The following is a 23,850-nucleotide window of genomic DNA, read 5'->3' as shown; positions in this document are numbered from 1 at the left end:
CGCCAAGAGCGTCCCAAGACGCCGCCACTATGGCCTTATCGTGGCCGCGGCGGCTGGCCGCAGCCGGGTCCTCACGCGAACGTGCGCCAGATCACCCGACCTGCCCTTACATCGCCTCGTAGTTCGGGCCGCCGCCGCCCTCGGGCGGAACCCAGGTGATGTTGCCATTGGGGTCCTTCACATCGCAGGTTTTGCAGTGGACGCAGTTCTGGGCGTTGATCTGGAAGCGCGGGCCAGAGCCCTCCTCGATCCATTCATAGACGCCGGCCGGGCAATAGCGGTTCGAAGGACCGGCGAAGACGTCATGTTCGGAGGTCTTCTGGAGGTTCATGTCCGTGACCTTCAGATGGACCGGCTGGTCCTCCTCATGGTTGGTGTTGGACAGGAACACCGAGGACAGCTTGTCGAACGAGATCTTGCCATCCGGCTTCGGGTAGGCCTTGGGCGTGTGCTGCTTGGCAGGATCGAGCGTGGCACGATCAGGCTTGGCGTGCGACTGGGTGCCGAACAGCGAGGCGCCGAACAGCGTGTTGCACCACATGTCGAAGCCGCCCAGCGCGACGCCGAGCACGGTGCCGAACTTCGACCATAGCGGCTTGACGTTGCGGACCAGGAACAGATCCTTGCCGACCGACGACGTGCGCCAGGCATTCTCGTATTCGACGAGTTCGTCATTGGCGCGATCGGCGGCAAGCGCGGCTGCGACGTGCTCGGCCGCGAGCATGCCGGTGCCCATCGCATTGTGCACGCCCTTGATGCGCGGCACGTTGACAAAACCGGCCGCGCAGCCGATCAGCGCGCCGCCGGGGAAGCTGAGCTTCGGCACCGACTGGTAGCCGCCCTCGGTGATCGCTCGCGCGCCGTAAGCGAGCCGCTTGGCGCCGTCGAAGGTATTGCGGATCGAGGGATGGGTCTTGAAGCGCTGGAATTCGTCGAACGGGGACAGATAGGGATCGTCGTAGTTGAGATGGACGACGAAGCCGACGGCGACGAGATTGTCGTCGTAGTGATAGAGGAACGAGCCACCGCCGGTCTTCATGTCGAGCGGCCAGCCGAACGAATGCTGGATCAGGCCCTTCTGGTGCTTGGCGGGATCGATCTGCCAGACTTCCTTGAGGCCGATGCCGAACTTCGGCGGCTCGCTCTTGGCGTCCAGGGCGAATTTGTTGATGAGCTGCTTGGTCAGGCTGCCTCGGGCGCCTTCGGCGAACAGGGTGTACTTACCGAGCAATTCCATGCCGCGGGTAAAAGAGTCCTTCGGCTTGCCGTCGCGGCCGACGCCCATGTCTCCGGTGGCGATGCCCTTGACCTTGCCGTCCTCGTCATAAAGTACTTCGGCCGCCGCAAAGCCCGGATAGATCTCGACGCCGAGCGCCTCGGCCTTGCGCGCCAGCCAGCGGCAGACATTGCCGAGCGAGCCGATGTAGCAGTGATGATTGTCCATCAGCGGCGGCATCAGAAAATTCGGCAGTTTGATCGCGCCGCCGGCCGTCATCCAGTAGAAGCGGTCGTCCTTGACCTGCGTCTTCAGCGGGCAGTCGGCATCCTCGCGCCAGTCGGGGATCAGCTTGTCGAGCCCGGCCGGGTCGATCACGGCGCCCGAGAGAATATGCGCGCCGACCTCGGAGCCCTTCTCCACCACGACCACGTTGAGATCGGCGTTGAGCTGCTTCAGCCGGATCGCTGCGGACAGACCCGAGGGGCCGGCGCCGACGATGACGACGTCGAATTCCATGGATTCGCGCGGGGGAAGTGCTTCGGTGCTCATCTGATCTCAGCCCTTGAGACGGTCCTCGGTCGTTTGCGCCCTCTTGTTTCCGATTTTTCCGGGTAGGACAACCATGGAAATGCGTTTCGTCGGGGTGCAAGGCCGTCCAAGGTGATATAAAAGTCAGACTTTCCCATGATCCCCGAACCCGCACCCACCGTCCGAGAGCTGCTCGCCTTCTATCTGGAGGCCGGTGTCGACTGCGCGCTTGCGGAGGAACCGATAGATCGCCTGGCGGAAATCGATGCTCCGCCCCCCAGCCCGCGCACGCCGCCGGTCGAGGCACCGCGGCCGGTCGCCGCGCCCGCGGTCATGCGCGGCGAAGCCGCGCCTGCACCGGACGTCGCCATCGCCTCGGCACGCGAGGCCGCGCGCACAGCGCCGACGCTGGAGGCACTGCGCGAGCTGATGCAGGGCTTCGAGGGCTGCGCGCTGAAGCACACCGCAACGCGGCTGGTGTTCGCCGACGGCAATCCGCAGGCGCGCATCATGTTCGTCGGCGAAGCGCCGGGCCGCGACGAGGACATTGAGGGGCTGCCTTTCGTCGGACGCAGCGGCAAGCTGCTCGACCTCATGATCGGCGCGATCGGGCTCAACCGCAACACCGCCTACATCGCGAACGTCATTCCCTGGCGACCGCCCGGCAACCGCACGCCGACGCCGCAGGAAACGCAGATCTGCCTGCCCTTCATCCAGCGCCATATCGAGCTCGTGAACCCGGACGTGCTGGTGACGCTCGGCAATCCCTCGACGCAGACTCTGCTCGGAACGCGTGAAGGCATTATGCGCACCCGCGGACGCTGGTTCGATTACGACACCGGCGGGCGCACCATCCGCGCGCTGCCGACATTCCACCCGGCCTATCTCTTGCGCTCGCCATCCTACAAGCGATTGGCCTGGCAGGATCTGCGATCGATCGCAAAGGTGTTGACGCAAGGCGCGACGTAACCACTTGCGCGGCGTCATTCCGGGGCGCGGCAAAGCCGCGAGCCCGGAATCCATTCATCCACAAACTCTGCCGCTCGATGGATTCCGGGCTCTCGCTTCGCGAGCCCCGGAATGACAACGTGCGTGGCCTAGGTCCCCTTCGGCCGCACGATGGCCCAGCCGATGCGGAGCAGCTGCTGGCGGCCGGTCACCAGCCATTCGAAGGCGCGCGGGACTTCCGGCACGATGCCGGGGAAGCGCTTGAGGATGTCCGGCGGCGGGGTGCCGGCGGTATCGGACGCGCGCCAGACCACGACGCCCCCGGTCTCGCTGAATTTTGCCTGATTCATCCACGGCGTGCGCGCAGGATCGGCATCGATGAACAGATGCGGCCGGCCGGAATGCAGCGCGATCAGGCTGGCGAGCTGCGTCTCGCCGGCGACGGCACGCAGGCGATGGTTGGTGCGACGGGCAAAGCTCTCGTCGAAGAAGTCCGAGATCGCGCGCGCCGGCATCGAGGTCGCAATCTCGTTGGCGCCGGTCCAGGGCAGGAACAGGACGGCGAGCACCACGCCGGCGGCGGGCGCGATGATGGCAGCAGCCCATACCATGCGCAGCATCCGCGTGCGGCGCATCGCGATGAGATCGCCGGCCGCAACGACCACGGCAAGCCCGGGCATGACCAGCACGACACCGGCGCCGCCGACGACGGAGTCGAGCCCGAGCAGGCCGGAGATCAGCACCGCGCCGAGCGGCGGAGCCAGCGCGAAGAAATAGACGAAGTTGCGCGCGAGCGGCTCGACCGGCGGGCGGTAGATGATCGGCGGTTCCTCGCCCTTGCCGTCGAACAGCCCGGTGTTGAGGAAGGTCAGCGCCGGGATCGCGGCAGCCCCGAGCACGAGTCCGCCGAACAGCCAGGCCGCACGCAGCGCGCGGGCGTTGAGCTCGGCGACTTGCGGCAAGGCCGGCATCGTCAACGTCTCGGCCCGCATCAGCCACACCGCATAGGGCAGCGCCAGCACGGCGACGACGATCAGCGCAAACAACGGATCGAGCCCGCGCAGGGTCCGCCGGCCGCGGGCGGTCGAGACCGCGAAGACGACGATCAGCAGGAGGAGAAAGATCGCCGCCGGTGTCGTCAGCAGCAAGAGGCCCGCTTCGATCGACCAGGCGAACCAGGCATTGCCGCGGCGCTGGCCGATGATCTGCCAGGAATGCAGCAGCAAGAGCGCCCAGAGCGGCCGCGCCAGCACCAGGGGCCCGAAGTCGAGCGCAGGCGAGGAGAAGGCCAGCACTGTCATCGTCAGCAGCACGGCGAGCACCGCCTGCTGCGAGCCGATCACGGCACGGGAGAGATGATAGAGCGCGATGAAGGTCGCGATCTCGCAGAGCTGGGCGAGGACATAGACGCCCAGCATGTGGCCGCCGGCGGCACGATAGGCAATGTCAGCGAGCCAGACCGGCAGCGGCGGGCCGAGATCGGTGCCGACCTGGTATTCCCGACCGAAGGCCAGGAGGGTCGCGACGTTGCCGGGCGGGCTGCGGTAGAACACCAGCGCCACGAACAGCCACATCAAAGCCTGGAGCAGCACGGCGATCCAGACGATCAGCCGCGGCCGGGCGCGAATGAGCTCGATGACCAGGGAGGTAAACCGCATGCAACGTCCGAATGATGCAGCCAGTCCAGCCGGCCCTATTCGCTCACGAACACTTTGATAAGGGGCACCGCGCGTCGTGGCAACTTCGGTCTGCCCCCTCTCCCCGTTCTTACAGGCTGAGGCACAAGCACACCTGCGCACACTTGCGCTATTGGTCGTCATGCCCGGGCTTGGGACGGTGCGCAAGGCGTGGATGGCCGGGTCAAGCCCAGCCATGACGGATGGTAGAGCTGTGGGGTCGATTTAGAGATTTGCCGAGACGTCGATCTCGACGGCCGCGTCCACTTGCACCTCGACCTCTGTCACCGCGAAGAGATCCTGCACCGGCTCGACGGTCCACGGCATGTGCTTGGCGCGGGCGGCGGCGACGGGGGCGAAGAAGCGGCGGTGGTGGACGGAGGGGCCGAGGCGGTCGAGCGCCTCGAGATGGTCGGGGACGGCGTAGCCCTTGTGCTGCTCGAAGCCATAGCCGGGGCAGTCCTGGGCCAGCGCGCACATCAGCCGGTCACGCGTCACCTTGGCGACGATGGATGCCGCGGCGATCGACAGCACGAGACCGTCGCCGCCGATCACGGCCTCGCAATCGCATTCGGTGTCGAGCCGGTCGCGGCCGTCGACGAAGACGTGCCGGGGCGCCTCCGGCAGTGCCACCACGGCGCGCTTCAGTGCCCACAGCGAGGCACGCAGGATGTTGTCGCGGTCGATCCGCGAGGGCGAGGCGACGGCGACCGAGACCTGCGCGGTGGCGCAGATCTTGTCGAACAGCTTCTCGCGCTCCTCGGCAGTCAGCCGTTTCGAATCATCTATGCCGCGCGGAATGCGGTCGGGATCGAGAATCACCGCGGCCGCAACGACGGGGCCCGCCAGCGGGCCGCGGCCGGCCTCGTCGCAGCCGGCAACCGGCCAGACGCCGCGCTTGATCAGCGCGCGCTCGCGGCGGAAGCTCGGGGGAGCAATGGCAATGATACCCTTCTTGCCGGCAGGAACCTTCGGAGCCTTGGCCGGAGGCGCTTTGGCCTCGTTGGCAGGCGCGGCCTCCTTTTTTGGCGCGTCTTTGGTTGGGGTCTTGGCGGACTTGTCCCGAATCATGGCCGGGATCGTGCGCAAGGGGCTTCGCCGGCGCAACCGGGAACCCAGGATATTCCCACTATTCAGGCCGTCCTAGTCCGCCAGATGCACCCGGCGGTCCTCGCCCACCTCGATACCGGGCGCGACCACGACCTCCCAAGGATGGCCGTCGGGGTCGGTGAAATAGCCGGAATAGCCGCCGTAGTCTGTCTCGTGCGCCGCCTTCAGCAAGCTGGCCCCCTTCCTGATGGCGAAGGCCAGCACCGCATCGACCTCCTCACGCGTCCGGCAGTTCCAGGCGAGCGTCATGCCACGAAAGGTCGATGGCCTCGGCGCGTCCTGCAAGGTCGCATCTGCCGCGAGCTGATCCCACGGATACAGGGCGAGCACCGGACCGCCGGCATCGTAGAAGGCGACGGCCTCGCCGGTGGCCTTCAGCCGGCGCGAGAAGCCGAGTGCATCGTAAAAGGCGATGCTGGCGCGGATGTCGCTCACGCCAAGCGTGACGACGGTGAGCCTCGGCAGCGGAGCCGCCAATTCCTGACTCATGCCATGCCTCTTTCACCTTCCCTGTCAGAACAGGCTGAGCTGATCGCCGTTCCGCTTCGGCCGCGCGAAGTGATCCGTTGTCAGCTTGGAGCGCCGCTTGTTGAGGCCGAGCCTGTCGCAGGCGATCTCGAAGCGGCGGCCGATGGTCCAGGCCATCGGGCCGGTGCCCTTCATCCGCTCACCCCATTTCGCGTCGTAGTCGCGCCCACCGCGCATGTCGCGAATCAGCGTGAAGACGTGGCGATAGCGATCCGGATAGTTCGCCATTAGCCATTCGCGGAAGAGATCGCGAACCTCCAGCGGCAGTCGCAGCAGCACATAGGAGGCTTCCTTGACGCCGGCATGGGCGGCGGCATCGAGGATGCGCTCGATCTCGGAATCGTTCAGCGCGGGGATCACGGGCGCGACCATCACCGTGGTCGGAATGCCGGCATCCGAGAGCTGCTTCAGCGCCTCCAGCCGCTTCGGCGGCGTCGAGGCCCGCGGCTCCATGGTGCGCGCCAGTTTCGGATCGAGCGAGGTGACCGAAATCGCGACCTTGGCGAGGTTGCGCTTGGCCATCCGGGCCAGAATGTCGATGTCGCGCACCACCAGCGCCGATTTGGTGACGATGCCGACGGGATGGCTGGCGCGTTCCAGCACCTCGAGGATTCCGCGCATGATCTTTCGCTCGCGCTCGATCGGCTGGTAGGGGTCGGTGTTGGTGCCGATCGCGATCATCCTGGGTTCGTAGCCGGTGGCGGCGAGCTCCTTCTCGAGCAGCGCCGGCGCCTCGGGCTTCACGAACAGCTTCGACTCGAAATCCAGCCCCGGCGAGAGGCCGAGATAGGCATGCGTCGGTCGGGCGAAGCAGTAGACGCAGCCGTGCTCGCAGCCGCGATAGGGATTGATCGAGCGGTCGAAGCCGATGTCTGGGGAATCGTTGCGGGTGATCACCTTGCGCGAGGTGTCGACACCGACACTGGTCTTGAACGGCGGCAGCTCTTCCAGGCTCTGCCAGCCGTCATCGAAAGCGACGCGCGCCTCGGCCTCGTAACGGCCGCTGGCATTGGATTGTGCGCCCCGCCCTCGCCTTCGCGCGCGATCGATGGCGACGCCAAGCTCGGGGAAATCTGAAGGCGCACCCGCCGGCTCGGAGGGCGCCGTGACCGGCGGGTGCTTGAGAGCATGAGAGGATGCTGGACTCATGCAATCAAGATAGCATGCAAACGGAACAAATCAAGAACACAAACAAAAAACGTGAAAACAACCCCATGCATAGTAGCCGCCCAAATTTCGGGCGCGCGGCTTTGACCTCACGCAATACGCCCGTCACGACGATTTCGTTTGATCCCGCACAGGGATCGATCGTGCCGGAACAAAGTTGGTGACGATCGCTGGGTGAAAGCCGAAGGAACATGACAATTCAACAAAAAACGGCCGCTGCGACCGGCGACCTCGATCTGCTCGATCGCTATTGGCGCGCCGCCAACTACCTCTCGGTCGGGCAAATCTACCTGCTCGACAATCCGTTGCTGCGCGAGCCGTTGCGGCCCGAGCACATCAAGCCGCGTTTGCTCGGCCATTGGGGCACCACGCCCGGCCTGAACTTCATCTATGCTCATCTCAATCGCGTGATCCGCGCGCTGGACCTCAACATCATCTATGTCTGCGGGCCCGGCCATGGCGGCCCCGGCATGGTCGCCAACACCTATCTCGAAGGCAGCTACAGCGAGATCTATCCCGACATCGCGCGCGACGCGGACGGATTGCGCAAGCTGTTCAGGCAGTTCTCCTTCCCCGGGGGCATTCCGAGCCACGCGGCGCCGGAAACGCCGGGCTCGATCCACGAAGGCGGCGAACTCGGCTACGCGCTGGTGCACGCCTATGGCGCGGCCTTCGACAATCCTGATTTGGTCGTCGCCTGTGTCGTCGGCGACGGCGAGGCCGAAACCGGCCCTCTCGCCGCGTCCTGGCACTCGAACAAGTTCCTGAACCCGGCGCATGACGGCGCCGTGCTGCCGATCCTGCATCTCAACGGCTACAAGATCGCAAATCCCACCGTGCTCGGACGGATGGGAGATGCGGAGATCCGCGATCTCTTCCGTGGGTACGGCCACGAGCCGCTGTTCGTCACGGGCGATGATCCCAAATTGATGCACCGTGCCATGGCAGATGCGCTCGATGTCGCACTCGCCAGCATCCGCTCGATCCAGCAGCACGCCCGCGACGGGCGGACAAGCGTCGAGCGGCCGCGCTGGCCGATGATCGTGCTGCGCAGCCCGAAGGGCTGGACCGGCCCGAAAGAGGTCGACGGCAAGAAGGTCGAGGGCTTTTGGCGCGCGCATCAAGTGCCGGTCGCAGGCTGCCGGGAAAATCCCGCGCATTTGAAGATACTCGAAGACTGGATGCGTAGCTACGAGCCGGAAAAACTGTTCGACGCGAACGGCGCGCTCGCTCCTGAGCTTCAGGCGCTCGCACCTGAAGGTGTCAGGCGCATGGGCGCCAATCCTCACGCCAATGGCGGCCTGTTGAAAAAGGAGCTGAAGCTGCCCGACTTCCGCAGCTTCGCGGTCGAGGTGCGGCAGCCCGGCGGCACCGTAGCCGAAGCGACGCGCGAGCTCGGCAAATTCCTGCGCGACGTCATCCGCCTCAACGCGCAGCAGCGCAATTTCCGCATCATGGGGCCGGACGAGACCGCGTCGAACCGGCTAGATGCCGTGTTCGAGGCCACCGAACGCGTCTGGATGGAGCCAATCGAATCCTACGACGTGCACCTCGCCCAGGACGGTCGCGTGATGGAGGTCTTGAGCGAGCATCTCTGCCAGGGCTGGCTCGAGGGTTATCTGCTCACGGGACGGCACGGCTTCTTCTCCTGCTACGAGGCCTTCATCCACATCGTGGATTCCATGTTCAACCAGCATGCCAAATGGCTGAAGGTCACGCGCGAGCTGCCGTGGCGGCGCCCGATCGCCTCGCTCAATTATCTCCTGACCTCGCATGTCTGGCGTCAGGACCATAACGGCTTCAGCCATCAGGACCCCGGCTTCGTCGATCTCGTCGCCAACAAGAAAGCGGACATCGTCCGCATCTATTTCCCGCCGGATGCCAACACGCTGTTGTGGATCGCCGATCACTGCCTGCGCACCTACAACCGCATCAACGTCATCGTCGCCGGCAAGCAGCCGGCGCCGCAATGGCTCTCGATGCGGGACGCGGCGACGCATTGCGATGCCGGGATCGGCATCTGGACCTGGGCCGGAACGGAGGATGGAAAGAGCGAACCCGACGTGGTGATGGCCTGCGCCGGCGACGTGCCGACGCTGGAGACGCTCGCCGCCGTCGACCTCTTGCGCAAGGCACTGCCGGACTTGAAGATCCGCGTCGTCAACGTCGTCGACCTCATGACGCTGCAACCCAGGGAGCAGCACCCGCACGGCCTCTCCGACCGCGACTTCGACGGCCTGTTCACGTCGGACAAGCCCGTGATCTTCGCTTATCACGGCTATCCCTATCTCATTCACCGGCTGACCTATAACCGCACCAACCATGCCGGCATGCATGTGCGCGGCTTTGCCGAGGAAGGCACCACGACGACGCCGTTCGACATGGTCGTGCTCAACGGGCTCGACCGCTATCATCTCGCGATCGAGGCGATCGAACGCGTGCCGGGTCTGGCGACCAAGGCCGCGCATGTGAAGCAGCAGTTCCGCGACAAACTGATCGAGCATTCCCGCTATATCCGCGAGCATGGCGAGGACATGCCCGAGATCCGCGACTGGGTCTGGCCGAACAGCGCCGGCGGCAACACGCCGGCCGAAGCCGGCGACTAGCCATGCCGGACACGGTCCTCGTCCTCAACTCGGGATCGTCGAGCATCAAGTTCGGCCTGTTCGACGTCTCGGCGGCCGAGCCCTCCCTGCTCTGCAAGGGCCTGCTCGACGAACACGAGGCAAGACCCCGGCTCGTGGTGAAGGACCCCGCGGGCGAAGACCTGTTCGAGACACGAAGGGACGCGCCGGACGCCGCCGGCGGCCATCTGTTCGCCGACGTGCTCGCCTTCATCGAGGACCGGTTCGGCGAACGCAGCCTGCGCGCCGTCGGTCACCGCATCGTTCACGGTGGGCCGGATTATTCCGGCCCGGTCGCGCTGACGGACGACATCACCGCGAAGCTGGAGGCATTGACGCCACTGGCGCCGTTGCACCAGCCGCGCTGCCTTGCGCCAGTCCGCACGTTCGCGGCGATCCGGCCCGAACTGACGCAGATCGCGTGCTTCGACACCGCCTTCCACCACTGCCTCGCGCCGCCGGCGAGCCGCTTCGCCATTCCTGGGCGCTTCGAGGCGCGTGGCGTCAGGCGCTACGGCTTTCACGGCCTCTCTTTCGAATATGTCGCGGGACGCCTTTCCGAGATCGCGCCGGAGCTCGCGGCCGGACGGACAATCATCGCGCATCTCGGCAACGGCGCCAGCCTCTGCGCATTGCGCGATGGCCGCAGCATCGACACCACGATGGGGCTGACGCCGCTCGACGGCCTCGTGATGGGCACGCGCTGCGGCACGATCGATCCCGGCGTGCTGCTCTATCTGCAGCAGCACGAGAACATGTCGGTCGAAGAGGTCCAGCACCTGCTCTATCACGAGTCAGGCCTCTTCGGCGTCTCCGGCATCTCCGCGGACATGCGCACGCTGCTCGCGAGCGGCGAGATTGCGGCGCGAGAGGCGGTCGATCTCTTCACCTTCCGTGCGGCGCAGGCTGTCGCAATGATGGCGACCACGCTCGGCGGTCTGGACTGCCTGGTCTTCACCGGCGGCATCGGCGAGCATGCCAAGGAGATCCGCGGCGCGATCGGCGAGCGTCTCGCATGGATGGGCTTGCGCATCGATGCCGCCAGCAACGACGCGGTGCGCGGGCGCATCAACGGCAGCGACAGCGCAGTCGAAATCTTCGTCATCCCGACCAATGAAGAGATGACGATCGCGCGCCATTGCGCCGCTCTGATCCGTGGGCGCCACGTCACGTGACACATTTATGAATGATCTGCCGCAATGCTGTCGCCGCGGTTTCGCGGCACAGATACCGCATCAATCCTGGTTGCGGACCGATCATGAAAACCCAGATCATCGAAGAGCTCGGACAAGGCAGCATCCTGTTGCCCGCGCTGGTGGCGGAAGGGCTCGCCGCCAACGACCGTATCAAGGTGCGGATGAGCGCGTTGCAGGCGGCGGCCCGGCATGCGCAGGAGCCTGACCGGCCTGCGAATGACCTCGCCGTCGAAAGTCAGACTGCAGGCATCGCCCCCGCGGGGATCGCGGCGCTGATCGGTGGCGCCCGTCTGATCGGACAGGGCCGGCTCGCGGCCCCCGATCTTGCGAAGCTGATGCAGGAGATTGCGGACGATGCAGCGACCATGATCCGCGCCGTCGGCGCCGGCGCGGTGAGCGAAGGCGAAAGGGCGCAGGCACGGCTCGACGCGACCGCACGGCCGGCCTGCTCGATGCCACCGGCGAGATCGAGATGTCCCGCATCTCGCGCCTGACCGGCGTGGCTGACGCAGGCAGCGACAGCCTGCATCGCCTCGTCATGGATCTGCACAAGCAGCTCAACAGGCTTGCGGCGAGCTGCTCGGAAGAAGCGCTCGAAGGCGCCCATGTCTTCGGCCTGCACAGCGAGGACCGGCCGGCCGTCGCGGCCTTCATGAAGGGCCTGAACGCGACGCGGGGTCTCAAGTTCAACCATCCAGGCCTCGACACCATGGCGACACGCGCCGGCGGCCGGCTGCTGATCCAGAACGACATCGGCACCACGGACGCCCACGTCGTCGTGATCGCGGTGAAGAAGAACGCGGTCACCGTCACCTACACCGACGTGCATCTGGCGCGGGCGAAATTCTTCATCTCGCTGTTCGACGAATTCGAGGCAACCTGGAGCGGGCTCGATCGTCACACCGCAGCCGGCCTCGGCGAGGACAACTCATTCTATCTCGTCACCGGTCAGTTTCAGGCCGACCACGCCGCCGATCGCAACGAATTCCTCGCCGCGCTCGGTGCCGCACTGGTCTTTCTGATCGACTGGAACAAAGCGCGCAAGCTGCTCAGGACCTGGGTCGCCAAGGAGGACGCGGCACGCATCCTCGAATGGGCTGCGCGTCAGCGGATCGGCCATCGCGGCTTCCTCGAGCTCGGGGGCAACGATCTGCTGGGCTCCGCAGTCCGGAACGCCGCCCCCACCCGGATCGGCTTCGGCGAGCGGCTCGACCAGGCGCTCGGCCGCAACGCTGCAATCGATTTTCTGAAGGCATCTCTGCGGGCCTCCACCGAGGCACTGCTTGCGGGCCGCTCGGTCAGGACGGTGCGCGACCAGATCGAAGCCGACCTGATGCGGCACCTCGATCGCGTCGACGGGGCTCTGCTCGCAGCCGTGCTGCGTCAGATCGGCCTCGCCCACGATCTCGTCGCGGCCATCTCGCGCCATGTCGCCGCGCTCCGCGCGGACCAGCCCGCCGACGGCAAGCTGCTGACGCAACGCTGTGGCGCGATCGAGCAGAAGGCCGACAGAATCGCGATCGAGAGCCGCAACGAGGTCGATCGTCTCAACGCCCGCCCGTTGATCGGCCAATTGATCGATCGCGCCGAGGAAGCGGTCGACGAGCTGGAGCAGGCCGCATTCATCGCCGCGCTGATGCCGGAAAGGACCGATCCATCCCTGCTGGCATCGCTGGCCGAGCTTTGCACCGTGGCAGAGACCGCGACCGAAGTGGCCGCGAGCGGCGTCGCCGCAGCGATCGACGTGCCGGAAGGACGGCGTGCCGATTCCGAGGACGCGCTCTCCGCCGTGATCCGCCTGATCGACGCCGAACACGCCGCCGACAGCCGCGAACGCGCGATCACAGCACTGGTCTTCCGCGGCGGCTTCGACGTCGCGACCTCGCTGTCGGTGATCGAGCTCGCCCGCGCCGTCGAGCGTGCCACCGACCGCTTCGCCGCATTCGGCCATCTGCTCCGCCGACACATCATGATCGATCTCGCAGCTTGAGGAAGCCACCATGCATATCGTCCGTATCGGTGCTGAAGCCGCCGAATTGCGGCCCGCCGAAGAGATCGGCGCCAAGGCCGCCAATCTCGCCCGCATGGCGGCGCTGGGCCTGCCGGTGCCGCCTGCCTTCGTGCTCCCGGTCAGGCTCTGCGCCGACATCATTGCCGGCCAAGCGCAGGCCACGCGACACCTGCGCGATGGCTTGAAGGAGGGAATCTCGTTCCTGGAAAGCGCCACCGAAAAGCGCTTCGGGGACCGCCGGCAGCCGCTCCTGGTGTCGGTGCGCTCGGGGGCGGCGCGATCGATGCCGGGCATGCTCGACACCGTTCTCAACGTCGGCTGCACGCCCGATGCCGTGCACGGCCTGATCCGTGCGACCGGCCGGCCGCGGCTCGCCTGGGATTGCCGCCGCCGTTTCCTGGAGAGCTTTGGCGAGACCGTGCTCGAGCTCGACCCGGCCGCCTTTGCCGCCTGCATCTCGGAACTCGTCGCAGCCGAAGACGCCGGCAGCGACCGAGAGCTCGACAGCGAAGCGCTCGAGCGGCTCGCCAGCCGCGAGCAGGCGCTGGTCGAGGATCGCGCCGATGCTCCGCTGGAGGACGCCATCGCGCAGCTGGAGGCGGCGGCTCAGGCGGTCTATCGCTCCTGGATGAGCGAGCGAGCGCTGACTTATCGAAGCCTCCAGCACCTCGAAGCGCTCGAGGGTACCGCCGTGACCGTGCAGGCAATGGTCTTCGGCAATGGCGGTCTTGCCTCCGGCGCGGGCGTGGCATTTTCGCGCGATCCGTCGACGGGCGCGCGGCGCCCGATGATCGACCTCGTACTCGATGCGCAGGGCGAAGACGTGGTTTCCGGAAGACGCACACCTGACACGGCCGAGGCGATCGCCCGCGAGCTGCCGAAGCTCGAATCGGAACTCGGCGATATCCTGAGGCGACTCGAGCACGCGTTCGCCGACGTCCAGGACGTCGAGTTCACGGTCGAGAACGGCCGACTCTGGATCCTCCAGACCCGCACCGCCAAGCGCACGCCGCGGGCCGCCGCCAGGATCGCGATCGACCTGGTGCATGAAGGCCTGATTTCGAAGGACGAGGCCTTGGAGCGGATTGCGGAGATCGACCTCGCCTCGCTCACCGAAACCAGGCTGGTTTCCTCCGGCAGGCCCGCGACGACCGGCATCGGCGCCTCCGGCGGCATCGGGATCGGGCGGGCGGCGTTCTCGTCCGAAAGCGCCCAGCGCCTCTCGGCGGCAGGCGAGCCAGTCATCCTGATGCGCCCCGACACCAGCACCGCCGATGTCGCGGGCTTCGCGCTGGCTGCCGGCATCGTCACGTCGGTCGGCGCCCGCACCTCGCACGCGGCCCTGGTGGCACGCCAGATGGGCAAGCCCTGCGTGGTCGGCTGCCGCGAGTTGAAGATCGATCCTGCCGCGAAGCAGGCCCAGCTCGGCAATCTCACACTTGCCGAAGGCGAGTGGATGACGATCGAGGGCGATGCCGGGGAGCTCTATCTCGGACGCTGCGAGACGATCCGGACACGGCCCGAAGCGGAGCTCGCCGAGATCGCGGCGTGGCAGGCGCAATCCAGCCAACACGACAGGCACGCCGCCGCGCCTTGAAGCGCCATGAGATTCGGATGAATCGTCGTTGCGCTCCAGGTCTTTTGGTTACGCATGATCTTTCCGGAAAACCGCTTCGCACTTTTCCGGATCATGCTTTAGTGACCGCGGCCGGCCAGGAGTTGAAAACTCCCCATCGCGACCTCGATCAGGATCAGCACCACGACGGCGATCTCCAGGCGGAGCGAGCGCTGGGTGTCGATGATGTCTGTCAACGCGTTGGCAGTCTCCGACACCGCGGCAAGCTTGCGCTCGAGCGTGTCGAGGCGCTCCTTCAGCTCGTACTCGTCCTCCAGACGCGAATAGAGCCGATCGAGCTCGGGCTTCTCCCACAGCACGTCGGGCTTCTCGGCGATCGCGACGCGGCCGGCGACACGCTGCTGCACCAGCAGCGCATTGCCGATCAGTTGCAGAATGCCCTTGCGCCGCTGCGGCGTGCGGCCGTGTTCGGCGAGATCCCGTGCAAACGGCTCGATCACGTCGATACCGCGGCAACGCGGCGCTCGTCGCGCGCCAGCGACGTGCTCTTGGCGAGCGCATCCGCAACCACCAGCAGCCGGTCGTCGGAGAATTTGGCAAGGCAGATCGGCCCGCCCGGCTGGATCGCCTCTGCGGCTTCGTCGTGGCAGAGCTGCGCGTGCGCGATCTCCTCCTCGTAGGGGCTGAGCTCTCCGGTGACACGTGACTTCAGGTTGTCGATGGGAACCTTCTCCTCCGACGGAAGCAGCCCGATCAGCACGACGACGCCGTAGCGGAAGATCACGGCAAGTCCGGCATGGACGCGGAAGGCGGCCGGGGCTGAGGACACCAGCGTTCCGATTTCGAGGCCGGAAGCATTGATGCGGTCGCCCAGCATCAGCGCCCGGATCCGCAAGGTCGGCGCAGCCTCCTGCTTCGGCGAGAGCGGCACCGCGCCGACGGCGAGTTGATCGGCGTTCATAGGAGGCCTCTCCCGCGCGCAAGATCACACATCTTCATTCGACCTTTCCTGCAAAGTGCATCCTCAGCTGCGCGCGACCGAGTGCCGGCGCAGCGAGGTGTCGCCATGAAGCCCCGGATTAATGCCGTCGAGTGGGGCTTGTGCCGAAAGATTCGGCAATATTACCGGCCGCGCAGGACACATTAGGCTGCACTGACCGGCTGCGGTTTACCATCGCACGCCGTGGCACCGCGGGAAAGTTGCACTCGGTCACGCTACGGGTTTATGACAACGACATGCAGCGCTACGCTTCTCCCGAAGTGCGGACATTGAAGCCTCGACCATGCTGAGCGTCATCATTCCAACCGAAGGCGTCGAGCAGACGGCAGTCGCAACCCTGGCCGCGCTGGTCCCCGGCGCCGCGGCCGGCGTCATCCGGGAAGTCATTCTCGTCGACGGCACCCGCAACGGCGTCATCGAGCGCGTTGCCGACGTCGCAGGCTGCCGCTTCATCGCGTTCGAGGGACACTCGCAAGGCGCCGCGCTCGCCGCCGGCGCGCTCCAGGCCCGATCGCCCTGGCTGATGTTCCTGCCCGCAGGCGCCGTGCTGGAAACCGGCTGGATCGAGGAAACCACCCAGTTCATCCAGGCGGTCGCCAGCAGTGGCCGGGATCGCGCGGCGGTGTTCCGCTACGCGCGCTCTCCTTACGTAAATACCGCATTCCGCGACGTCGCCTGGGCCGTGGCGCGCAAGCTCGTGGGTCCGCTCGGCGATCAGGGGCTCCTGATTGCGCGTGATCATTACGACCGGATCGGCGGCTACCCGCCCCAGGCCCGCCATTCCGAGGCGCGGCTGCTCCGGCGGCTCGGCCGGTCGTCCCGGACCATGCTCCGCAGCCGGATCGTCATGGTCGGTTGAGACGCCCAGATACTTGCCAGCGTCAAACAATTAATTGACAATGGCAACTATCGAGGTGATCCCATGCTATCGAAAGCTTCGTCGTCGAGCGCCGTGGCCGAACAGGCCGACGATGACCACGTCGCGGCGGTTCGCGCCTTCAACCGCTTCTACACCCGCAAGCTCGGTGTGCTCGACCAGCACCTCGGCAAGAGTCCGTTCTCGCTCAGCGAGGCGCGGGTGCTCTACGAGCTTGCGCGTTTCGCGGGATCGTGAGCGCGGATTTCAGGGGATCGTGAGCAGAGATTTCAGATGATCGTGAGCAACGATTTCGCGGGATCGTGAGCAAGGCTTTCGGAGCCTTGCAGCGCTTCGGCCGACAACTCAACCGGCTTAGGATGACCTCGTGGTTAACGAGGAAGTCCAATGCCTACCCAGAGATTGTCGATGCGCCGGATCAAGGAAGTCCTTCGGTTAAAACATTTTCAAGGCCTGCCAGAGCGGGCCATCGCGCGGAGCGTGGGCGTCAGCAACGGCGTTGTGCACAGCTACCTGAGCCGCGCCCGCTCTGCTGGGTTGAGCTGGCCGCTTCCGGAGGGAATGACCGATGAAGACCTGGAGCTTTTGCTTTTCCCGGCCCCACGACCAGCGTCTCAGAGCCCGCAGCGGCCGGTGCCCGACTGGAGCTACATCGATAAAGAGCTCCGCCGGCGCAACGTAACCCGTCGCCTGCTCTGGGAGGAGTATCGCGCCGTTAATCCCGACGGTTTCGGGTACACGTGGTTCTGCACTACCTACGAGGCCTGGAAGGGGCGGGTCCGACCTTCGATGCGGCAGATTCATCTGGGCGGCGAGAAGGTGTTCGTGGATTTCGCCGGCGACACCATCGACATCGTCGATCCCCTGACCGGGGAAGTGCAGCCGATGAAGCTGTTCGTCGCGGCGATGGGCGCTTCGAACTACACCTACGCCGAGGCCTGCCCCAGCGAGAGCTTGGCCGACTGGATCCGGGCCCACGTCAACTTGTTCACGTTTTTGAGCGGAACGCCGACGTTCGTGGTCTGCGACAACCTCAAAGCCGCCGTCAGCAACCCCGACCGCTACGATCCCGGCCTCAATCGCACTTATGCCGAGATGGCGAGCCATTACGGCACGGCCATTCTCGCCGCACGGCCGCGGCGCCCAAAAGACAAGGCGAAGGTCGAGGTCGCGGTGCAAATCGCCCAGCGCTGGATTCTGGCCCGGCTGCGCAATCAGCGCTTCTTTTCCCGGGCCGAGCTCAACGCCGCCATCAAGACACTCGTCGACGAACTCAATGCTCGTCAAATGCGTGGCTTCGGCTCAAGCCGCGCCGAACTGTTTGCCGAACTCGACAAACCCAAGCTAACCCCGCTGCCAGATCAGCCTTATGCCTTCGCACGCTGGAAGCGCTGCCGCCTCGCTCCCGATTATCATGTCGAGGTCGACGGCCATTGGTACTCCGCGCCGTATCGTCTGATTGGCGAGCTGGTCGATGCCCGTATCGACGATCGGACGGTCGAGATCTTCCACAAGGGCCAGCGGATCGCCAGCCATGCCCGCGCGCCCAACCGACGCGGACACACCACCATCGCCGACCACATGCCCAGCGCCCATCGCCGCTACGGCAAATGGACCCCCGCCGCGGTGATCGCCGCCGGCGAGCGGATCGGTCCTTCGACAGCAGCGTTTTTCCAGGCCGTGATCGACGCCCGCCCCCATCCAGAACAAGGCTTTCGAACCTGCCTTGGCATTCTGGCGCTCGTCAAAAGCTACGGCGCCGAACGCCTCGACGCAGCCTGCCGGAGGGGCATCCTCATCAAGGCGCGCTCCGTCGCCTCGATTAGATCGATCCTCCAGAACGGCCTCGATCGCACGTTCTTCGACGAATCTTTCGAGCACCAGCCCCTGCGCCACGGCAACATCCGCGGACGCGACTACTTCCACTGAAGCAAGGAGAGACCCGGCATGCTTAACCACCCAACCCACGAACGGCTGATCGAGCTTGGCCTGACCGGAATGGCCAAGGCCTTCGAGGAGCAGCGCCGATCGCCCGATCTCGAAGCCCTGCCGTTCGAAGATCGCATCGGCCTGTTGGTCGACCGCGAAGCCGCCGAACGCGACACCAGGCGGCTCACCACGCGCCTCAAGATCGCCGCACTGCGCCAGACTGCTTGCGTCGAGGACGTCGATCTGCGCACCCCGCGGGGCATCGACCGCGCCGTTTTCGCCAAACTCGTCGAAGGTCGCTGGATCGATCGCCACGAGAATTTGCTCGTCACCGGGGCAACCGGCCTGGGCAAAAGTTGGTTAGCCTGCGCGCTCGGCCACAAGGCCTGCCGCGACAACCGATCAGTCCTCTATCATCGCGTTCCAAGGCTGTTCGAGGCGCTCGCGCTCGCGCGCGGAGACGGACGTTACGCCCGGCTCCTCAAAAGCCTCGGCCGCGCTCAGCTTCTGATTTTGGATGATTGGGGACTATCGGTGCTCACCGCCGCGGAACGCCGCGATCTGCTCGAAATCCTCGAGGACCGCCATGGCCGCGCATCCACCATCGTCACAAGTCAGCTCCCCGTGGACACCTGGCATGGAGCCATTGGGGACCCCACGGTCGCCGACGCCATTCTCGATCGCCTCGTCCACAACGCCCACCGCCTCCAGCTCACCGGAGAAAGCATGCGAAAACGCAGCGCCAAAACCATCACCCTTGACGGCCAACCAGAACACTGACTCTATCTCCCATCGGCCGTAGCGGGCTGCTCACGATCGTCTGAATTCAGTGCTCACGATCGCGCGAAATCGATGCTCACGATCCGTGAAATCCGCAACGAGCTCGCCCATCGCGACGACCTTGCCGCAAAAGAGATCGGAAACGAGCTCGGTCTCGATCCCGGCTATCTCAGCCGCATCGTCCAGAGCTTCGACGAGAAGGGGCTGATCACGCGAAAGTCCCTGCCCGCGGACCGCAGGCAATACCAGCTCAGCCTGACCGCCAAGGGCCGCCAGGCTTTCGCCAAGCTGAACCTGAGCTCGCAAAACGAGGTTGCCGCGATGCTGGCTCAGCTCTCGCCCGGCGATGCGACGCGGCTCACGCAGGCCATGGCGACCATCGAGGCCGTGCTGGAGCAACGCCGAAGCCCGCCCACGGCTTTCATGCTGCGCAGCCATCGCGTCGGCGACATGGGCTGGGTCGTCTCCCGGCAGGCTGCCGCCTACGCCGCGGACTACAATTGGGACATCAGCTACGAGGCGCTGGTCGCCGAGATCTGCGCGCAGTTCATCAGGAATTACGACGCCGCGCGCGAGCACTGCTGGATCGCCGAGGTCGGCGGCGAGCCGGTCGGCTCGGTGTTCCTGGTCAAGGCCACGGACGAGACCGCAAAACTCCGCCTGTTGCAGGTGGAGAAGAAAGCGCGAGGCCTCGGCGTCGGCCGTGCGCTGGTCGAGCAATGTATCAAGGGCGCCCGCGAGCGGGGCTACAGCAAGATGACGCTGTGGACGCAGAGCATCCTGGTTGCCGCACGCGGCATCTATCAAAGCGCAGGTTTCAGGCTCGTCGCCACCGAGCCGCATCGCAGCTTCGGGCAGGATCTTGTTGGGGAGACCTGGGAACGGGATCTCTAACGCTCTTGCAGCGAGCGAGGTGCGCATAAATGTGCCCTCGCCCCTCCTCGATCAACTGGACATCATCCGCACCACGCGCCTACACCGTCGCGCCTTGCGCCTTCGGCCGGCGTAGGTGCTCGTCCAGCCGCGGCATGATCTCGACGAAATTGCAGGGGCGCGTGCGGTAGTCGAGCTGGGCTGCGAGGATGCCGTCCCAGGCATCGCGGCAGGCCCCCGGTGAACCGGGGAGACAGAAGATGTAGGTCGCGCCGGCGACGCCAGCGGTGGCGCGGCTCTGGATCGTCGATGTGCCGATCTTGGCATGGCTCAGCATGTGGAACGCGATCGAGAAACCGTCCATTCGCTTCTCGAACAGCGGCTCGATCGCCTCCGGCGTGACGTCGCGCCCGGTGAAGCCGGTGCCGCCGGTGGTGATGACGACGTCGACGCCGCCATCTGCAATCCAGCGGCGGATCACGGCGCGGATCGCCTCGACATCGTCGGTGACGATCTCGCGCGCGGCGAGATGATGGCCCGCAGCGGTGAGACGATCGACCAGGGTCTGGCCGGACTTGTCGTCCGCAAGCGCGCGCGTGTCGGACACGGTGAGCACCGCGATGTTGAGCGGAATGAATTGTTTGGATTCGTCGATGGCCATGTTGCGTCTTTCGTGTCCCGGACAAGGTGCGGCGCATCAGCGCCGCGCCGCAGAGCCGGGACCCACACTTGAGAGATTTGTGAGACCGGCATTGTGGGCCCCGGCTCTGCAGCGCACCGCTCAGGAAGCGCTGCGCTGCGTCCGGGGCACGAGCCTTCCTTACAACGCCCCCGCGCCGAACGTGTTGCAGGCCTGGACCGTGCCCTGCTGGTAGCCGGTCATGAACCATTGCTTGCGTTGCGCCGCCGAGCCGTGGGTGAAGGAATCCGGCACGACGCGGCCGGTCGACTTGCGCTGCAGCGTGTCGTCGCCGATCGCGCTCGCCGTGGTCAGCGCAGCCTCGATGTCGCCGGGCTCGAGGAAGTTCGGACGCTTCTTCGCCTCGCGGTTGACCCAGACGCCGGACAGGCAGTCGGCCTGCAACTCCACCTTCACCTGGAGCGCATTCGCCTCGGCCTTCGAGCCGACCTGCTGCTGCAGCCGCGTCACGCGCGGAATGATGCCGAGCAGGTTCTGGATGTGATGACCGGCTTCATGCGCAATGATGTAGGCGGTGGTGAAATTGCACGCCGACTTGCCGGAGCAGCCGCGAAAGCGCGTCTCGACCTCGCGGAAGAAGCCAGTGTCGAGGTAGATGGTGCGGTCGGGCGGACAATAGAACGGCCCCATCGCCGACTGCGCCATGCCGCAGCGGCCGCCATTGGTGGCGTTGCGGAACAGCACGATCTTCGGACCCGTGTAGGACTGGCCGTTCGCCTGGAAGATCTCGCTCCAGCGATCATCGATCTCGCCGAGAATGCCGGAGATCATGCTGCCCATCTCGTCGGTCGGCGCGCCGCGCTTGCCCGAGGACGCCTGGCGATCGGTCTGGTAGGTCGGCGCTTGGCCGCCGCCGGTCAGAATCTCGGCGCCGCCGATCAGGATGCGTGGATCGATGCCAAAGGCGTAACCGACCAGGCCGAGGATAATGATGGTACCGATGCCGAGCCCGCCGCCGCCCATCGGCAGGCCGAACCCGCCTCCTCCGCCGCCGCCAAAGCCACCACCTTCGTCGCGACGATCCTCGATGTCGTCGCTGCGGCGGAAGTCATCGTAACGCATGGCGGCTTTCCCTCGGGGGTCCTGATTCAGTTTCGACGGCGCACAAGTATGCGAAAAGCTCAACGCGCCACACAGGTAAAATTTCCGTTGCTTTTATCAATATCGTGGCCGGCAAAAATTGCCTAGTGCGGCAGCATGTCGATGCCAGCAATTTTTTCCGAGAGAAATTTGCGGCCTTCTTGCGGCCATGATTGCTGCAGCGAGCCGAGCAAACGCGAAATACACTGCAAAACACGGCGAATGCGCACAACAACGTTCGCACAACCGGCAGGGCGAGGGCTGCTCACGAAAGCGGCGGGTTAAGTCGTTTTTTACTTTGCCCCTTCAATGTAACGGCCAGTCGGTTGTTTGGTCCCGCGTCGCCGACAGCGTCGCCTGAGTCAGAGTTCTTGAGTCATGGTAGAGTCGCGTCGCGGGGCGTCTGCAAGGGCGCCCCGCACAAATTTCGAGTCTCCTTCGCATCGCATCATTCTCGGCGATTGCGTCGCCGAGATGTCGAAGCTTCAGGCTGGTTCGGTCGACCTGGTGTTCGCCGACCCGCCCTACAATCTCCAGCTCAAGGGCGATCTCAAGCGCCCCGACGAATCCCATGTCGATGCCGTCAACGACGACTGGGACAAGTTCGATTCGTTCTCCGCCTATGACGATTTCACCCGCGCCTGGCTGCTTGCCGCCCGCCGCGCGATGAAGCCATCGGCGACGATCTGGGTGATCGGCTCCTATCACAACATCTTCCGCGTCGGCGCGATCATGCAGGACCTCGGCTTCTGGCTCCTGAACGACATCGTCTGGCGCAAGACCAACCCGATGCCGAATTTTCGCGGCCGCCGCTTCACCAATGCGCACGAGACCATGATCTGGGCCGCGCGCGACGAGAAGGCCAAGGGCTACACGTTCAACTACGAGGCGCTGAAGGCCGCCAACGAGGACGTGCAGGCGCGGTCCGACTGGCTGATCCCGCTCTGCACCGGCGAAGAGCGCCTCAAGGGCGCCGACGGCAAGAAAGTGCATCCGACGCAGAAGCCGGAAGGCCTGCTCGCGCGCGTGCTGCTGTCGTCATCCAGGCCCGGCGATCTCGTGATCGATCCCTTCAACGGCACCGGCACCACCGGCGCGGTCGCCAAGCGCCTCGGCCGTTCCTATATCGGCTTCGAGCGCGACAAGACCTACGCCAGGGCGGCCGAGGCGCGCATCGCCGCGGTCGAGCCGCTGCCGGAAGAGAGCCTCGCCCCGTTCATGACCGCGCGCGAAGCGCCGCGGGTGGCGTTCGCCGAGCTGATCGAGCGCGGCATGATCATGCCCGGCACGAAACTGTTCGACGCCAAGAAGAAACTGGGCGCGCTGGTCCGTGCCGACGGCGCCATCATGCTGGGCGACAAGGTCGGCTCGATCCACCGCATCGGCGCCGTGGCGCAAGGCGCGCAGGCCTGCAACGGCTGGACCTTCTGGCATATCGAGACCAAGAAGGGTCTCAAGCTGATCGACGAGCTGCGCGCCGAGATCCGCGCCGGCATGGCGGCGGAGTAGCCACTTCCCGCCATCCCCATCGATCCGGATCGATGCAGTGGTGGTGGGCATGGCGCCTCGCGCCTTTGCCCACCTACGGCGGCTTGAATGCCGCCGTCGCCAGGACTAGATTGGCCAGATCAGCCCCGTCCTGACCGGTTGGGCTCCATGCGACGACATTCCGAGACATTGCTGCTGGTGCCGCTGCTGCCGATCTTCCTGGCCGGCATGTTTCCGATGTTCCTGATCGCGCTGTTGGGATTTTTCGGGCTCGCGCTGTTCGGCATGCTCGTGATTTGCGTCGGGCTCGCCAGCAGCAACGAGGCGCACGACAATTTCAACCACGACGTCATCGTCCACGGCTACGCGCGCGGACCGGAGCGCGCGGCGCGGGCCTCCGACATGCATCTGGCCGCGCGGCTCGGGCTGCGGCTGGAGGCCGTGGGCGCGGCCATGGTGATTACGGCGGCAATCGGCCTTTGTTGCGCCGCTTGACCTGCGCACCGCGCAGACACCGCCCGGCAAACTCGCCGGTTGCTC

General features: G+C 65.6%; 19 protein-coding genes and 2 pseudogenes. 13 read left to right on the top strand and 8 right to left on the bottom strand.

The genetic code is table 11. The annotated features are described in order from the left end of the window. Positions 1–106: 106 nt before the first annotated feature. A complete protein-coding gene (locus ABIF91_RS26135) occupies positions 107–1,768 on the bottom strand; it encodes an electron transfer flavoprotein-ubiquinone oxidoreductase (RefSeq protein WP_028178659.1) in 1,662 nt (553 codons plus the stop codon). A gap of 135 nt (positions 1,769–1,903) precedes the next feature. Here ABIF91_RS26135 and ABIF91_RS26130 point away from each other — a divergent pair, with 135 nt between their 5' ends. Beyond that, entirely contained in the window at positions 1,904–2,716 is an 813-nt protein-coding gene (locus ABIF91_RS26130) for a uracil-DNA glycosylase (protein ID WP_028178658.1), read from the top strand. 128 nt (positions 2,717–2,844) lie between these two features. Here the strand turns inward: ABIF91_RS26130 and ABIF91_RS26125 are convergent, their stop codons facing one another. The 4 genes from ABIF91_RS26125 to ABIF91_RS26110 form a co-directional block, all read right to left on the bottom strand. After that, positions 2,845–4,353, bottom strand: coding sequence for a glycosyltransferase family 39 protein (locus tag ABIF91_RS26125; protein WP_028180935.1), 1,509 nt, complete (start codon positions 4,351–4,353; stop codon positions 2,845–2,847). A 243-nt stretch (positions 4,354–4,596) separates the two neighbouring features. After that, a complete protein-coding gene (locus ABIF91_RS26120; RefSeq protein ID WP_028180936.1) occupies positions 4,597–5,442 on the bottom strand; it encodes a ribonuclease HII in 846 nt (281 codons plus the stop codon). Between the two features lie 72 nt (positions 5,443–5,514). Further along, positions 5,515–5,970: a VOC family protein gene (locus ABIF91_RS26115; RefSeq protein ID WP_028180937.1), complete on the bottom strand. Its 456-nt coding sequence runs from the start codon at positions 5,968–5,970 to the stop codon at positions 5,515–5,517. A 24-nt stretch (positions 5,971–5,994) separates the two neighbouring features. Further along, on the bottom strand, positions 5,995–7,158 hold the full coding sequence (locus tag ABIF91_RS26110) for a PA0069 family radical SAM protein (protein ID WP_028180938.1): 1,164 nt from the start codon (positions 7,156–7,158) through the stop codon (positions 5,995–5,997). A 209-nt stretch (positions 7,159–7,367) separates the two neighbouring features. On the opposite strand from ABIF91_RS26110, the gene ABIF91_RS26105 reads away from it, so the two are divergent. The 5 genes from ABIF91_RS26105 to ABIF91_RS26085 all read left to right on the top strand — a co-directional run bounded on the left by ABIF91_RS26105 (position 7,368) and on the right by ABIF91_RS26085 (position 14,604). Then, positions 7,368–9,782 carry a phosphoketolase family protein gene (locus tag ABIF91_RS26105; protein WP_028180939.1) on the top strand — a complete coding sequence of 805 codons (2,415 nt, stop codon included), beginning with the start codon at positions 7,368–7,370 and terminating at the stop codon, positions 9,780–9,782. Between the two features lie 2 nt (positions 9,783–9,784). Continuing rightward, a complete protein-coding gene (locus ABIF91_RS26100) occupies positions 9,785–10,975 on the top strand; it encodes an acetate/propionate family kinase (protein WP_028180940.1) in 1,191 nt (396 codons plus the stop codon). Positions 10,976–11,058: 83 nt separating this feature from the next. Continuing rightward, entirely contained in the window at positions 11,059–11,490 is a 432-nt protein-coding gene (locus ABIF91_RS26095) for a hypothetical protein (RefSeq protein ID WP_424579469.1), read from the top strand. After that, a complete protein-coding gene (locus ABIF91_RS26090) occupies positions 11,469–12,986 on the top strand; it encodes a hypothetical protein (protein ID WP_424579468.1) in 1,518 nt (505 codons plus the stop codon). Before ABIF91_RS26095 ends, ABIF91_RS26090 begins: the two co-directional genes overlap by 22 nt. Positions 12,987–12,996: 10 nt before the next feature. Beyond that, a complete protein-coding gene (locus tag ABIF91_RS26085; protein WP_284282751.1) occupies positions 12,997–14,604 on the top strand; it encodes a PEP/pyruvate-binding domain-containing protein in 1,608 nt (535 codons plus the stop codon). 98 nt (positions 14,605–14,702) lie between these two features. Here ABIF91_RS26085 and ABIF91_RS26080 read toward each other — a convergent pair. Next, positions 14,703–15,544: pseudogene (locus ABIF91_RS26080) on the bottom strand (RMD1 family protein). A gap of 322 nt (positions 15,545–15,866) precedes the next feature. Between ABIF91_RS26080 and ABIF91_RS26075 the strand changes: the two are divergent. The 5 genes and pseudogenes from ABIF91_RS26075 to ABIF91_RS26055 all read left to right on the top strand — a co-directional run bounded on the left by ABIF91_RS26075 (position 15,867) and on the right by ABIF91_RS26055 (position 20,063). Further along, on the top strand, positions 15,867–16,442 hold the full coding sequence (locus ABIF91_RS26075; RefSeq protein ID WP_028180943.1) for a glycosyltransferase: 576 nt from the start codon (positions 15,867–15,869) through the stop codon (positions 16,440–16,442). A 63-nt stretch (positions 16,443–16,505) separates the two neighbouring features. Further along, positions 16,506–16,682: pseudogene (locus ABIF91_RS26070) on the top strand (MarR family transcriptional regulator); the annotation flags it as partial. A gap of 165 nt (positions 16,683–16,847) precedes the next feature. Beyond that, positions 16,848–18,389, top strand: a complete 1,542-nt coding sequence (gene istA, locus ABIF91_RS26065; RefSeq protein WP_060907903.1) for an IS21-like element ISFK1 family transposase — start codon at positions 16,848–16,850, stop codon at positions 18,387–18,389. A gap of 18 nt (positions 18,390–18,407) precedes the next feature. Beyond that, the gene (gene istB, locus ABIF91_RS26060; RefSeq protein ID WP_011090937.1) at positions 18,408–19,169 is read left to right on the top strand and encodes an IS21-like element ISFK1 family helper ATPase IstB; all 762 of its coding nucleotides are present in this window, start codon (positions 18,408–18,410) and stop codon (positions 19,167–19,169) included. Positions 19,170–19,241: 72 nt separating this feature from the next. Further along, complete coding sequence (locus tag ABIF91_RS26055; protein ID WP_284282131.1) at positions 19,242–20,063, top strand: bifunctional helix-turn-helix transcriptional regulator/GNAT family N-acetyltransferase; 822 nt, start codon at positions 19,242–19,244, stop codon at positions 20,061–20,063. Between the two features lie 79 nt (positions 20,064–20,142). Here the strand turns inward: ABIF91_RS26055 and moaB are convergent, their stop codons facing one another. Both moaB and ypfJ read right to left on the bottom strand, forming a co-directional pair. Further along, a complete protein-coding gene (moaB, locus tag ABIF91_RS26050; RefSeq protein ID WP_028181245.1) occupies positions 20,143–20,703 on the bottom strand; it encodes a molybdenum cofactor biosynthesis protein B in 561 nt (186 codons plus the stop codon). A 159-nt stretch (positions 20,704–20,862) separates the two neighbouring features. After that, the gene (gene ypfJ / locus ABIF91_RS26045; protein ID WP_028181246.1) at positions 20,863–21,804 is read right to left on the bottom strand and encodes a KPN_02809 family neutral zinc metallopeptidase; all 942 of its coding nucleotides are present in this window, start codon (positions 21,802–21,804) and stop codon (positions 20,863–20,865) included. 396 nt (positions 21,805–22,200) lie between these two features. On the opposite strand from ypfJ, the gene ABIF91_RS26040 reads away from it, so the two are divergent. Continuing rightward, the gene (locus ABIF91_RS26040; protein WP_028181247.1) at positions 22,201–23,331 is read left to right on the top strand and encodes a site-specific DNA-methyltransferase; all 1,131 of its coding nucleotides are present in this window, start codon (positions 22,201–22,203) and stop codon (positions 23,329–23,331) included. Positions 23,332–23,508: 177 nt separating this feature from the next. After that, positions 23,509–23,805, top strand: a complete 297-nt coding sequence (locus ABIF91_RS26035; protein WP_244430931.1) for a hypothetical protein — start codon at positions 23,509–23,511, stop codon at positions 23,803–23,805. Positions 23,806–23,850: the final 45 nt, after the last annotated feature.

Source organism: Bradyrhizobium sp. USDA 241, from assembly GCF_049739505.1.
GTDB classification, from domain to species: domain Bacteria; phylum Pseudomonadota; class Alphaproteobacteria; order Rhizobiales; family Xanthobacteraceae; genus Bradyrhizobium; species Bradyrhizobium liaoningense.
This window is presented reverse-complemented; position numbering and strand designations above follow the sequence as displayed.

What these genes read in the sequence shown, in the direction of transcription:
- ABIF91_RS26105 (WP_028180939.1), top strand. Translation starts at nt 7,368, where the DNA reads ATGACAATTCAACAAAAAACGGCCGCTGCGACCGGCGACCTCGATCTG.
- ABIF91_RS26135 (WP_028178659.1), bottom strand. Translation starts at nt 1,768, where the DNA reads ATGAGCACCGAAGCACTTCCCCCGCGCGAATCCATGGAATTCGACGTC.
- ABIF91_RS26115 (WP_028180937.1), bottom strand. Translation starts at nt 5,970, where the DNA reads ATGAGTCAGGAATTGGCGGCTCCGCTGCCGAGGCTCACCGTCGTCACG.
- ABIF91_RS26110 (WP_028180938.1), bottom strand. Translation starts at nt 7,158, where the DNA reads ATGAGTCCAGCATCCTCTCATGCTCTCAAGCACCCGCCGGTCACGGCG.
- istA (WP_060907903.1), top strand. Translation starts at nt 16,848, where the DNA reads ATGCCTACCCAGAGATTGTCGATGCGCCGGATCAAGGAAGTCCTTCGG.
- ABIF91_RS26040 (WP_028181247.1), top strand. Translation starts at nt 22,201, where the DNA reads ATGGTAGAGTCGCGTCGCGGGGCGTCTGCAAGGGCGCCCCGCACAAAT.
- ABIF91_RS26055 (WP_284282131.1), top strand. Translation starts at nt 19,242, where the DNA reads ATGCTCACGATCCGTGAAATCCGCAACGAGCTCGCCCATCGCGACGAC.
- ABIF91_RS26120 (WP_028180936.1), bottom strand. Translation starts at nt 5,442, where the DNA reads ATGATTCGGGACAAGTCCGCCAAGACCCCAACCAAAGACGCGCCAAAA.
- ABIF91_RS26100 (WP_028180940.1), top strand. Translation starts at nt 9,785, where the DNA reads ATGCCGGACACGGTCCTCGTCCTCAACTCGGGATCGTCGAGCATCAAG.
- ABIF91_RS26090 (WP_424579468.1), top strand. Translation starts at nt 11,469, where the DNA reads ATGTCCCGCATCTCGCGCCTGACCGGCGTGGCTGACGCAGGCAGCGAC.
- ABIF91_RS26125 (WP_028180935.1), bottom strand. Translation starts at nt 4,353, where the DNA reads ATGCGGTTTACCTCCCTGGTCATCGAGCTCATTCGCGCCCGGCCGCGG.
- ypfJ (WP_028181246.1), bottom strand. Translation starts at nt 21,804, where the DNA reads ATGCGTTACGATGACTTCCGCCGCAGCGACGACATCGAGGATCGTCGC.
- ABIF91_RS26075 (WP_028180943.1), top strand. Translation starts at nt 15,867, where the DNA reads ATGCTGAGCGTCATCATTCCAACCGAAGGCGTCGAGCAGACGGCAGTC.
- ABIF91_RS26085 (WP_284282751.1), top strand. Translation starts at nt 12,997, where the DNA reads ATGCATATCGTCCGTATCGGTGCTGAAGCCGCCGAATTGCGGCCCGCC.
- moaB (WP_028181245.1), bottom strand. Translation starts at nt 20,703, where the DNA reads ATGGCCATCGACGAATCCAAACAATTCATTCCGCTCAACATCGCGGTG.
- ABIF91_RS26130 (WP_028178658.1), top strand. Translation starts at nt 1,904, where the DNA reads ATGATCCCCGAACCCGCACCCACCGTCCGAGAGCTGCTCGCCTTCTAT.
- istB (WP_011090937.1), top strand. Translation starts at nt 18,408, where the DNA reads ATGCTTAACCACCCAACCCACGAACGGCTGATCGAGCTTGGCCTGACC.
- ABIF91_RS26095 (WP_424579469.1), top strand. Translation starts at nt 11,059, where the DNA reads ATGAAAACCCAGATCATCGAAGAGCTCGGACAAGGCAGCATCCTGTTG.